The organism is Acidisphaera sp. L21, from assembly GCF_009765685.1.
Taxonomy (GTDB): Bacteria; Pseudomonadota; Alphaproteobacteria; order Acetobacterales; family Acetobacteraceae; genus LMUY01.
On record NZ_LMUY01000015.1, the window covers coordinates 148457 to 160798 of the forward strand.

The 12342-nt window shown below is 69.0% G+C and carries 10 protein-coding genes; 9 read left to right on the forward strand and 1 reads right to left on the reverse strand.

All coding sequences use genetic code 11. The annotated features are described in order from the left end of the window. Positions 1–84 precede the first annotated feature (84 nt). The 8 genes from GSQ76_RS03910 (at position 85) to GSQ76_RS03945 (ending at position 11285) form a co-directional block, all read left to right on the forward strand. Positions 85–1200: a hypothetical protein gene (locus GSQ76_RS03910; protein ID WP_158742592.1), complete on the forward strand. Its 1116-nt coding sequence runs from the start codon at positions 85–87 to the stop codon at positions 1198–1200. Between the two features lie 13 nt (positions 1201–1213). Beyond that, positions 1214–2407 carry a hypothetical protein gene (locus GSQ76_RS03915; RefSeq protein ID WP_158742593.1) on the forward strand — a complete coding sequence of 398 codons (1194 nt, stop codon included), beginning with the start codon at positions 1214–1216 and terminating at the stop codon, positions 2405–2407. 59 nt (positions 2408–2466) lie between these two features. Then, positions 2467–3246 (forward strand): class II aldolase/adducin family protein, encoded by a 780-nt coding sequence (locus tag GSQ76_RS03920; protein WP_158742594.1) that lies wholly within the window; start codon positions 2467–2469, stop codon positions 3244–3246. Continuing rightward, entirely contained in the window at positions 3186–4673 is a 1488-nt protein-coding gene (locus GSQ76_RS03925) for a hypothetical protein (RefSeq protein ID WP_158742595.1), read from the forward strand. The genes GSQ76_RS03920 and GSQ76_RS03925 overlap by 61 nt, the downstream gene beginning before the upstream one ends. After that, positions 4670–5647, forward strand: coding sequence for an ABC transporter ATP-binding protein (locus tag GSQ76_RS03930; protein ID WP_158742596.1), 978 nt, complete (start codon positions 4670–4672; stop codon positions 5645–5647). Before GSQ76_RS03925 ends, GSQ76_RS03930 begins: the two co-directional genes overlap by 4 nt. Further along, positions 5644–6687 carry an ABC transporter ATP-binding protein gene (locus GSQ76_RS03935; protein WP_158742597.1) on the forward strand — a complete coding sequence of 348 codons (1044 nt, stop codon included), beginning with the start codon at positions 5644–5646 and terminating at the stop codon, positions 6685–6687. Before GSQ76_RS03930 ends, GSQ76_RS03935 begins: the two co-directional genes overlap by 4 nt. 67 nt (positions 6688–6754) lie before the next feature. Further along, a complete protein-coding gene (locus tag GSQ76_RS03940) occupies positions 6755–7933 on the forward strand; it encodes an iron-containing alcohol dehydrogenase (protein ID WP_158742598.1) in 1179 nt (392 codons plus the stop codon). A 91-nt stretch (positions 7934–8024) separates the two neighbouring features. Further along, the gene (locus tag GSQ76_RS03945; RefSeq protein WP_158742599.1) at positions 8025–11285 is read left to right on the forward strand and encodes a DUF2126 domain-containing protein; all 3261 of its coding nucleotides are present in this window, start codon (positions 8025–8027) and stop codon (positions 11283–11285) included. 14 nt (positions 11286–11299) lie between these two features. Here GSQ76_RS03945 and GSQ76_RS03950 read toward each other — a convergent pair whose 3' ends face one another. Beyond that, a complete protein-coding gene (locus GSQ76_RS03950) occupies positions 11300–11560 on the reverse strand; it encodes a DUF6489 family protein (RefSeq protein ID WP_158742600.1) in 261 nt (86 codons plus the stop codon). 134 nt (positions 11561–11694) lie between these two features. On the opposite strand from GSQ76_RS03950, the gene GSQ76_RS03955 reads away from it, so the two are divergent. Beyond that, the coding region (locus GSQ76_RS03955; protein ID WP_158742601.1) for an enoyl-CoA hydratase/isomerase family protein at positions 11695–12342 on the forward strand (648 nt) is incomplete at its 3' end.

The following is a 12342-nucleotide window of genomic DNA, read 5'->3' on the forward strand; positions in this document are numbered from 1 at the left end:
ACAAACCTGAATCTTAGGAGCGCCATAGTAACGATCTGTTCATGCGCGAGAGAGACATTGCTTAACGCCGCCCCAGGATCTCCGATGCTCCTCTCCTTCGCACCGACGCTGCCCTACTATCCCACAACGTTCCTGGAGCGCGGCGTCGCCGTGCCGTTCACCACGCCCATGCTCGCCGGCACGCGCGTGCGGCCGGGGGAGCGGGTGACCCTGGAACTGATCGTGCCCAATCCATCCGGCGGCCGCGGCCAATACATCCTGCCGTGGACCTCGCTTCAGGATCTGTGCCGCCCCAGCCTATACGACCGCACCCTGCAGAAGGGCGTGGCAGTGCTCAGCGCCGTCACCCCCGCCGCCATCCGCCGCATCACCCGCGACGTTGCGGCCGGCGGCCTGGCCGGGCGGGAGGCACGGGCATCGGCTCGCGAGGCGGTGACGCGCGACACCGACGGCCTCATCGTCACCAATTTCTGCCTGCTGATGGCGCTGATGCGTGAGGTCATGCCCGACGACCCAAGCCGCGGCCCGCGCCCGCCTGAAACGCCCGAGGTGATGCGGCGCCGTGCCAACCTGGCAGTGGCCCAGGTGGCGCCGGCGCTCGGCCTCGACTCCGACGGCGTCGCCCGCGCCCTGGAGGACCTGGCCGCAATCTTCGTCGGGATCGGCATCGGGCCCGAGGCGATGGCCACCGCACGGCTGCCCCGCGCGGTGACGCGGCTGGAAAAGTTGCAGGACGATATGGAGCGCTGGATCGCCGACCACGGCGACGACAGCACCGGCGGCGCCGACCTCGTGCGCTCCTGCGCCGCTCTCACGCTCTCCTGTGCCAAGGCGACGCTGGAAGACGCCCGTAAATCAGCCCAGCAGCCTATCGAATTGCTGAAGCGGTGGCGTGCCGACCCCGAAGCCGCCGCCATCAAGGCGACCCGGCCGGAATGGATCCTGGATGGCTGGGACCATATCTGCGCCATTTGGGAGGCGGCCCAAACCAGGGCCACCCAACGCGCCGCCATTTTCGAGATTGCCCAATTCGCCCCGGTGATCCCGCGAGAGGCAAGCGAGTGGGTCGGCAAACTGGATGTCGAGGCGGAGGCGAAGTCGCTGTTCCGCCGCCTGGTGGACCTGAACCACGATTGGCGCAGCGGCGGCAACGTCTTCCAACAGGCGGCTCGGACCGAGCATCTGCTGGCGGCGCATTGAAGGCGACATGGAGATGAGCCAGACCACTGTCCCACGCGATCTGCAGTATTCGCTCGCCCAGGCATCCGAGGCGAAGATGGTCCGCGTCGTCAGCATGGTGGACGCGATGGCCGATCGCGGTGCCGCAGACGATTTGCTGGTGCCGCTCCGCTCTCGCCTGGCGGTCCTGCGGCCCGCACGCCCGCTCCGCTTCTCCCGCCTGCTGTTCTTGCCGCTGGATGCGATCATCGTACCGGCGGCGCAATGGCGCGTGGGCCTGGAACTGATACCTCGCTCCGCCATCCCGCCGCTGACGGCCGTGGTGCAGGCCGGCCTGGCAGGCGCCGCCGATATCGAGGCGATGATCGTCGGGCGATCCTGTGGCGAGACGGAGATCGAGGCGCAGGCCGGCCGGCGACTATGGTCGGCCGCCGCCGATGTGTTGACCGGGCTCGACACCTGCCCCGGCTGGGGCGCCGCGACGGCCCTGCCGGACCACGCCTGGCAGGAAATCCGCGCCAAGGTCGCCGGCGTGCTGCTGATCGCAGACCGCATCTGGGGCGAAGAACCGCCCGCCTTCGCCAGCGATGCGGCGATGGCCGCGTTACTAAACGACGTGCAGCAGCATGCGCCCCTGGCGATGAACGCCGTACTGGCCGTGCTCCTGGCGCTCGGCAAGGACTCGGCCCGGGTGCTGCGCGCCGCGTCCCGCCACTCGGACCGCGTCGCCGGACTGGGCCGCGCCGCCTTGGCCCGCGCCTTGGACGCCTTGCCGGAGGTGGTCGCCAACCGCATCGGCCGCGCCAGCGTCGACGACGCCGCGGACGAGGCCGACCGGGTCGATGCGTTCCTCACCGCGGCGGAGGCCTCCGGCTCGATCGGGCGGGCGGAAATCCGCGCCGCGCGGTTCGAAGCCGCCGCGCAGTGTGCCGACCGCTTCGCCAACGGTGTCGCCAGCGAGCTGATCCCGCCGGCCGTGGCCTACGGCGCCATGCCGTCCGACGAGGAGATCATGGAAGCGGAGGGGATCGCCCGCTCGCTCGCCCGGATCGAGCGGGCGGGGCGGTCCATGGGCGGCGAAACCCAGTTCGACGCGGCCTCGGCCGACGCCCAGGCCCTGCTCTGCAGCCTTGGTCCGGCAGAGATGGAGGCTGTGGATCGCGCCCGCCTCGCCGAGATCCTGTTCGGCCCCGATCAGGCGGAGCAACTCATGCGGTCCACCTGCTGAACGCTTGACCGCGGCAGCCCGCCGGGCGGATTATTGCCGACCCGAGCAGGAGCATTGCTGTGAACGTCCAGACCTCCCCCCAGGCGCGTGGCGCCATGTCTGCCGAGGAGTGGCAGATCCGTTGCGACCTCGCCGCGCTGTACCGTCTGGTCGCGCATCACCGCATGACCGACTGGATCTACACCCACATCTCCGCCCGAATCCCGGGGCCGGAGCATCACTTCCTGATCAACCAATACGGCGTGCTGTTCGATGAAATGCGCGCCTCCGACCTGGTGAAGATCGACCTGGACGGCAACATCATCCAGGAATCGCATCACGCCGGCATGTCCGAGCGTAAGGTGAACGCTGCCGGGTTCTGCATCCACTCCGCCATCCACATGGCCCGCGAAGACATCATGTGCGTGGTGCACACCCACACCGCCGCCGGCATCGCCGTGTCCGCCCAGAAGCGTGGCCTGCTGCCGATGAGCCAGCATTCCCTGCGCTTCTACGGCCGCATGTCCTACCACGGCTACGAAGGCATCGCGTTGGACCTCGACGAGCGGGATCGCCTGGTCCACGACCTCGGCGACAACCGCGCCATGATCCTGCGCAACCACGGCCTGCTGGTCGGCGGCCGCACCATCCCCGAGGCATGGTCCGACATCTATTACCTGGAGCGGTCCTGCCAGGCCCAGGTCGCCGCCGGCGATGGCGAGCTGATCCTCCCGCCAGAGGAGGTGCGCCAGCACACCGCGGCCCAGTTCAACCACGAGGGCACGCTGGCCCATTCCGAGTGGGCCTGGGAGTCGGCTCTGCGCCAGATCGAAGGCGGCAAGACGGACTATCGGAGCTGAGCATCCACTTCGCCCCGGCCGGCACCCTGCCGGCCGGGGCGGTTTCGTCCACCAGCGTGCGGCTCTGCATCCGGCGGCGGGAATGGCTGCTGGTTCTGGCGGTGTCGCTGGGCTGCATCCTGTTCGGCATCTCGACCCTGAAGCCGCAGACCCTGCAGGCCTACGATCAGCCGCTTTACCTCGGCATCGCCAGCGACCTGCTGCAAACCGGCACTTACACCAACGGACGATGGGGCGAGGCCGGGAAGCCCGGCGCCTACACCGCACCCTTGTACCCGGCGCTAATCGCCGGCGTGGCAGCACTGGACAGCCGCCTGGCATCCTCGGCCGCCTGTGTCCGCGCGGCGCCCTGGCCGGCGATGGCTGCCTGCGGTGACGCCTTGGGCGCTTTGTTGCCGCTGCAGATCGCGCTGCTCGCCGGCACTCTCGCTTTGGTCTGGCGGTCTACCCTGGCCATCGGCGGTGGGCGCTGGGCGGCCTGGTACGCGCTGCTGGCGGCCGGAATCGGCACCACCGAATACGCCGTCTACGCCCGCACCGCGATGACCGAGGCACTGAGCCTGCCGCTCTCCGCCCTGTGCGGCCTATGGTCGGTCCAGTTGGTGCAGCGCCCGCGCGCAATGCTGGCGGTGGCGCTCGGCATCGGCTTGGGCCTGCTGACCCTGGCGCGGCCCGAATATCTATACCTGACGGCCGCCATCGGCATCGTCGGTGTCACCGTCGCGCTATGGGACCGCCGGCTCGGCCTGGCAATGGCCGCGGCCTGCGTCATTGGCGGCGCCACCATCGCGCCCTGGTCGCTGCGAAACGAGGCATTGTTCGGCACGGTTGCACCCACATCGGGCTATGCCGGTTTCATCCTCGCCCAGCGCATGGCGTATGAGGCGATGACCCCCATGGAATGGCTTGCCCAATGGCTCTACGCGTTGCCCGGCTTCGGCCCGGCGGCGGCGCGAATGGCGTTCCCGAACGACGTCGCGCGGCTGGGCTGGCAGGAACGTCCGGACACGTTCTACATGGTCGGCAACACCACTATGGTGCAGGAACTGGCGGCGAAAGCCCCGAACCCTGCGGATCAGGTGGGCTACCTCATCCGCACCTATGTCTGGCCGCACCCGTTCCGCTTCGCCGCGGTCACGCTGGTGATGGCGTGGAAGTCGCTGTGGGTGCGTAAGTATTTCAGCATCGTGGCCGTGCCGTTCTTCGCCGTGATGCTGTGGCAGGCGATCCGCCGGCGCGACCGGTTGCGTCTGGCCTTCGTGCTGCCGCCGCTTTTCATCGTGGCCCTGCACGCCGCCACCTCGGTCGCCACCCCGCGCTACAGCCTCATCCTGGTCCCCGCGTATGCCGCCGCCTTTGGCCTGGCCGTCGGGCCCCGGCTCGAACGATGGTGGCTGGAACGCCGGTTGCATCGGTTTTTCCCATGACCGATCTGTTGACCATCGAGGGCCTGCGCACCGAATTTCCCGGGGAGCGCCGGCCCTTCGCCGCCGTGGATGGCGTGAGCATCGCCGTCGCCCGTGGCAAGACCCTGGGCATCGTGGGGGAGAGTGGGTGTGGCAAATCCATGCTCTCGCTGTCCGTCATGCGGCTGGTGCCGGCGCCGGGCCGCATAACTGCCGGCCGGGTGATGTTCGACGGCCAGGATCTGTTGAAGCTGCCCACATCGGCCATGCGCGACCTCCGCGGCCGCCGCATCGCGATAATCTTCCAGGAGCCGATGACCAGCCTGAACCCGGCCTACACCGTCGGCGACCAGATCATGGAGGCGATGAAAGCGCACGACAAAAAGGGCCGCAACTTTCGCGCCCGTGCCGCCGCGGCGCTCGACCGTGTGCGCATCCCCGCACCCGACCGGCGCCTGGACGAATACCCGCACCAGATGTCGGGCGGCATGCGCCAGCGCGTGATGATCGCCATGGCCCTATCCTGCGCCCCCGACCTGCTCATCGCCGACGAGCCGACCACCGCCCTCGACGTTACGGTGCAGGCGCAGATCCTGGACCTGCTGCGCGATCTGCAAGCCCAGACCGGCATGGCCATCGTGCTCATCACCCACGACCTCGGCGTCGTCGCCGAAATGGCCGACGAGGTCGCCGTCATGTATTCCGGCCGCGTGGTGGAGCGTGCCAGCGCCGCCGCCTTATTCGATGACCCGCAGCATCCCTACACGCTCGGCCTGCTGGGCAGCGTCCCTCGGCTGGAGGAGAAGCGCGACCGTCTGCTGGCGATCGAGGGCTCGGTGCCCTCGGCCGCCGCCCTTCCGCCCGGCTGCCGGTTCCACCCGCGCTGCGTGTTCGGGGCGCCCGCCTGCACGGCGGAGCAGCCGCCCCTGCGCGGCCTGGCGCCGCAGCACGAAGCGGCCTGTATCCGCGCCCCGGTGGAGGCATTGGCGGCATGAGCATGCTGCTGGAAGCCAACGACCTGACCAAGCATTTCCGCACCCGGTCCGGCCTGGTGCGGGCGGTGGATGGCGTCTCCTTCTCCCTGGCGCGCGGCGAGACGCTGGCCCTGGTCGGCGAAAGCGGCTGCGGCAAATCCACCACCGCGCGGCTGGTGCTGCGGCTGATCGAACCGACCTCGGGCGGCGTGACGTTCGAGGGCCAGGACATCACGAACATCCCCAGCGGCGAACTGCGCCGCCTGCGCCGCCGCATGCAGATCGTGTTCCAGGACCCGTTCGCCTCGCTCAACCCGCGCATGACGGTGGGCGACACGCTGGACGAACCGCTGCTGATCCACGGCTATGGCGACGCCGCCAAGCGCCGGGCACGCGTCACCGAATTGCTGGAACTGGTCGGCTTGCCGCCCGAGCATATTCGGCGCTACCCGCACGAGTTCTCCGGCGGCCAACGCCAGCGCATCGGCATCGCCCGCGCGTTGGCGCTGGAGCCGGCGTTGGTGGTGTGTGACGAACCGGTCTCCGCCCTGGACGTCTCGGTGCAGGCGCAGGTGGTGAACCTGCTCGGCGACCTGCAGCAGCGCCTCGGCCTATCCTACCTCTTCATCGCCCACGATTTGGCCGTGGTGAAGCACGTGGCGACCCGGGTGGCAGTGATGTATCTCGGCCGCATCGTCGAAACCGCCAGCCGCGACGCATTGTTCGACCGGCCACTGCACCCGTACACCCGCGCCTTGCTGTCAGCGATCCCGCGCCCCGATCCGGCACAGAAACTCGCCCGCCAGGTGCCCGGCGGCGATGTGCCCAGCCCGCTGAACCCACCCCCCGGCTGCCACTTCCACACACGCTGCCCCTTCGTGATCGACCGCTGCCGGAGCGAGGTGCCGATCCTCCGCTCCGTTGAGGCAAGCCATCTGTCCGCCTGCCACCGGGCCGAGGAACTGCCGGACTTCACTGCAGGCGAGGCCCGTCCGATCGCCCCCAACGCGGCCAAGCGCTTGGCCCTCTACGCCGAACGCCGGGCCGCCACCGCGGCGTGACCCGTCCGGATTGGCCGGGCCACCGAGAGGGGGCTACGGTGCGACCAACCGAAAAACGAGGAACGCCGTGAGCCTTTTCAGCATCGTTGCCCCCCGGGCCATCCATGTCGGCGGCGGCACCGTCGCCACCATCGCCACCGTGCTCACCAATCTCGGCCTTTCCCACCCCCTCATCGTCACCGACCCGGTCATGGTCTCCACGGGGCTGCTCAAGCGCTGCACCGACCCGCTGGACGCGGCCGGCATCGCCTATATCGTGTTCAGCGAGACCATCCCCGAACCCGAAGACACCATCATCGAGGCCGGTGTCGCCCGCCTGGTCGCCGGCAACCATGACTGCCTGCTGGCCTTCGGCGGCGGCTCCCCGATCGACACCGCCAAGGCCATGGCCATCCTGGCGCAGCGACCCGGCGCCAAGATGCGCGAGTTCAGAGTCCCCGTTCAAAACGACACCGCCACCCTGCCGGTGATCGCCATCCCCACCACCGCCGGCACCGGCAGCGAATGCACCCGCTTCACCGTCATCACCGATACCGAGCGGGGCGAAAAGATGCTCATCGCCGGGATGGCCGCGCTGCCCTTCGCCGCCATCGTCGACTACGAACTCACCTACACCGTCCCACCCCGCACCACCGCCGACACCGGCGTCGACAGCCTGACGCATGCTTTGGAGGCCTACGTCTCCAAGCGCGCCAACCCCGTCTCCGACGCCTTGGCACTCGGCGCGATGGCCCTCATCGGCGCCAATCTGCGCACCGCCTACGCTGAACCCCGCAACGCCGCCGCGCGTGAGGGCATGATGCTGGGCGCCACCCAGGCCGGCCTGGCCTTCTCCAACAGTTCGGTCGCCCTGGTCCACGGCATGTCTCGCCCGATCGGCGCCCGCTTCCACGTGCCGCATGGCCTGTCGAACGCGATGTTGCTGCCCGCCATCACCCGCTTCGGCCTGCAAGCCGCCCCCGTGCGCTACGCCGCCGCCGCCCGCGCCGCCGGGTTCGCCAAGCCCGGCACCGACGACGCCACCGCCGGCACCGCCCTTTGCCACGGCCTGGACGACCTGAACCGCGACCTGAAAGTGCCCACGCCGCAGGCACACGGCATCGCCTGGGAGGAGTGGGAGGCGGCGATGGACACCATGGCCGACCAGGCCATCGCCTCCGGCAGCCCCGGCAACAATCCCCGCGTGCCGGATAAGGCGGAGATCGTCGCGCTCTACCGCCAGGTCTTCGCCGGCAGCAATCAATAGGCGGAACGTTAGGGCGGCCCTTGCGTCATAACCGTTGGGCACGGATGCTGCATCCGCGATCTCACGTCATCTCAACGGAGTTTCCTCACCCATGGCGCTGCACGTGGCCCTCACGCACCGGACCAGTTACCATTACGACCGTCCGGTGCAATTGGGGCCACAGACGATCCGCCTCCGCCCGGCGCCGCATTCCCGCACCCCGATCCTCTCCTACTCGCTGGGGATCGAGCCGGCCGGGCACTTCATCAACTGGCAGCAGGATCCGCAGGGCAATTTTCTCGCCCGCGTCGTGTTCCCGGAGCGGGTGACCGAGTTCGTCGTCACCGTCGATTTGCTGGCCGACATGGCGACCATCAACCCGTTCGACTTCTTCCTGGAGACGGACGCCGAAACCGTCCCCTTCACCTACGAGCCGGTGCTGAAAACCGAACTCGCCGCCTTCCTGCGCATCGAGCCGCCGGGTCCGTTGCTGGCGGGTCTGCTGGAAACGCTGCGTCCGGCTGGCGAGCGCACCATCGACTTCCTGGTCCGCGTCAACCAGGCCGTGCGCGACCGCATCGGCTACATCGTGCGCATGGAGCCGGGTGTGTGGTCGCCGGAACAGACCTTGGGCGAGGCCCAGGGCTCGTGCCGCGACAGTGCCTGGGTGCTGGTGCAGGCCTTCCGCAACCTGGGCTACGCCGCCCGCTTCGTCTCCGGCTACCTGATCCAGCTGAAGCCCGATATCGTCTCCGTCGAAGGCCCCGCCGGCGCCAGCGAGGACTTCACCGACTTGCACGCCTGGGCGGAGGTCTACCTACCCGGCGCCGGCTGGGTCGGCCTCGACGCGACCAGCGGGCTTTTGACAGGGGAGGGACATATCCCCCTGGCCGCCACGCCCGAGCCGCTCTCCGCCGCGCCGATCTCCGGCATGGTCGAACCGGCCGAAACCACCTTCGGCTTCGAAATGAAGCTGACCCGCGTGGTCGAAACCCCCCGCGTGACCAAGCCCTACGCGCCCGAGCAATGGGCCGCGATCAAGGCCGCCGGCGACCGCGTCGACACCGCGCTAGAAGCCGGCGACGTCCGGCTCACCATGGGCGGCGAGCCCACCTTCGTGTCCGACAAAGACCCGGACGGCGCCGAATGGACCATCGACGCCCTCGGCCCGACCAAGCGCCGCGAAGCCGGCCAACTCATTCGCCGCCTGATGGTCCTCTGGTCCACCGGCGCTGCTCTGCAATACGGTGCAGGCAAACACTACCCGGGCGAACAGACCCCCCGCTGGGCGCTGCACGCCACCTGGCGCCGCGACGGCGAGCCGATCTGGACCAACCCGGCGCTGCTCATCGACCCCGACACGACCCCCACCGGCGCCGCCACCGCCGAGACGGCCGCGGCATTCGCGCGCGGCCTGGCCGACACGCTCGGCGTCCCCGCGGCGTGCGCGATGGCCGCCTACGAAGACCAGCCCTACTTCCTGATGCGCGAGGGCCGCCTTCCAGCCAACGTCGTCGCCGAGGCCAGCCAGGCGCGCGATCCGCAAGAACGCGCCCGCCTGCTCCGCGTCTTCAGCCAGGGCCTCGACGCCGTCGCCGGGTATGTCATGCCCCTCAAGCGCTTCGGCACCGGCGCGGCCCGGCGTTGGCAAAGCGAGCTGTGGGAGATGCGCGAGGGCAAGATTTTCCTGGTGCAAGGCGACAGTTCGATGGGCGTGCGCCTGCCGCTCGCCTCGCTTCCATACGTCGACCCGAAGGAGTTGGAGGAGGAGCCGGAGCCCGACCCGATGGCCGCCACCGTCCCGTTCCCTCCGCACGCGGCACTCCCCGGCCCAGGCCAGCCGACCAGCGCCCGCGGCGTCCGCACGGCGCTGACGGTGCAGGCTCGCGACGGTTTGCTGTTCATCTACATCCCCCCGCTGCCCAATGCAGAAGACTGGCTCTCCCTCGTCGCCGGCATCGAACGCACTGCCGCCGCCCTGCACCAGGGCGTTGTTCTGGAGGGCTACAAGGCCCCCTACGACCGCCGCATGGACGCCTTCTCCGTCACCCCCGACCCCGGTGTCATCGAGGTGAACGTCCACCCCGCCACCAACTGGCCCGAAATCGTCGAGCATACCGAGCAGCTGTACGAGCAAGCCCGTCAGTGTGGTTTACGCGCCGAGAAATTCATGCTGGACGGCCGCCACGTCGGCACCGGCGGCGGCAACCACGTCGTCATGGGCGCCGCCACGCCGGAGGACAGCCCGTTCCTGCGCCGCCCCGACCTGCTGCGCTCGCTGCTCGGCTTCTGGCACAACCATCCCAGCCTTTCCTTCCTGTTCAGCGGCCTGTTCATCGGCCCCATGAGCCAACACCCCCGCATCGACGAGGCGCGGCAGGATGCGGTGCGTGAACTGGAAATTGCCTTCGCGCAACTGAAGCGGGAAGGCACCACCCCACCCTGGATCACCGACCGCCTGTTCCGCAACATCCTGGTCGACATGACCGGCAACACGCACCGGACCGAATTCTGCATCGACAAGATGTATTCGCCGGATAGCTCCTCCGGCCGGCTGGGGCTGGTGGAATTCCGCGCCTTCGAAATGCCGCCCCACGCCGAAATGGCCGCTGCCCAAACGCTGCTGATGCGCACCGCCGTCGCCGCGTTCTGGCAGGTGCCATACGAGCGCCGGCTAATCCGCTGGGGCACCCGTATCCACGACGACTTCATGCTGCCCCACTACGTCTGGCAGGATTTCCGCGACGCGATGGAGGAACTGACGGTACACGGTGCCGGGTTCGGCGCATCGATGGACCCGGCCTGGTTCGCCCCGCACCTCGCCTTCCGCTTCCCCGTCATCGGCACCGTCGCGGTGCACGACATGACGCTGGAACTGCGCCACGCGCTCGAACCCTGGCACGCCATGGGCGAGACCCCTGGCGGCGGCGGCACCGTCCGCTACGTCGATAGCTCGGTCGAGCGGATGCAGGCCCGTGTCACCGGATGGGAGCCGGAGCGGTTCGCGCTCACCTGCAACGGCGTCGCCGTGCCCATGCGGTCCACCGGCATCGCCGGTGAATTCGTCGCCGGCGTCAGGTTCAAGGCCTGGCAACCGTGGAGCGCGCTGCACCCCACCATCGCGGCGCAATCGCCCCTGGTGTTCGACGTATATGACCGCTGGAACGGCCGGTCCCTGGGCGGCCTGACGCATCACGTAACCCACCCGGGCGGCCGCTCCTACGACCGGTTCCCGGTGAACGCCAACGAGGCGGAGGCGCGCCGCCGCTCCCGTTTCCTACCGTTCGGTCATACGCCGGGCCCGATGGAACCACCGGTCGGCGACGCATCCGCCGAACTGCCACGCACCCTGGATCTCCGCGCCTATGCGTAGCTAGATCGGATGCTCTAGGAGCGACCTCCTCCAGTCGCACCCCCTGCCGCACTGGTCATGATGCGGGTGAACATGTCCTGCATCTGGCCGGACATCTGCGGTACGGTGGTAAACCACAGCTTCAGCATCGAATCCGGTGCGAAGCTTTCGGTCGCCCGCACCGCCTGCTGCTCCAGGCTGGCCATGACGGCGGCCTGCATCGGCTTGACGTCCGGCAGGCCCATGAACGACCGCGCCTCATCCGGCGTGCAATCGACCTCGATCGTGACTTTCATCGAACTCTCCATCCCCAGTCGCGCATTGTGGAGCGGATCGGCAGTTTGGCAAATCCGGCTGCTGGACCCGGGCTGCCTCTCCAGGGCACCATGCCCTGGCGTGACGCAGCGCCAAACAAAGAAAGGCTAACGCCATGGAGGAGGCTCGCCCGCCGCTTAAGGCGGAGGTGATGGAGGGAATCGCCCTCGTCACGTTCAACACACCCGCCCACAACGTCGCCACCGTGGCGCTATGGCAGGAACTGGCTGAGGTTCTGGGCCGATACGCCACCGACCCGGCAGTGCGCGTGCTCGTACTCACCGGCGCTGGCCACCACGCCTTCCTCACCGACCCGGCGCCCGTCGAACCCGACGCCCAGCACGCCTACGACGCCGCGGCGCAGCAGGGTCACGCTGCATTGGCCGCGTTCAACAAACCCGTCATCGCCCGCGTGCGCGGCGACTGCGTTGGCGGCGGCCTGGCGCTTCTGCTGCATGCCGACGTGGTGGTGGCGGCGGAGGATAGCAGCTTTGCCTTCCCAGCCGCACGCTGGGGCGCCGCCTATCCACCCGACTCCGTCGCGGCACTTGCCCGTCTGATCGGCCCGCAGCAAGCCAAGCGCCTCCTGCTGTCGGGCGCCCGGGTCGATCCACCGGAGGCCCTGCGCATCGGGCTGGTATCGATGGTCGTGGCGGATGCGGACCTGTCCGAAACCGTGGTCGACCTGGCCCGCGCCATTGCCGATAACGGCCCGCTCGCCGTGGCCGCCGGCAAGTGTATGGTGAACGGCATGGGGGACCCG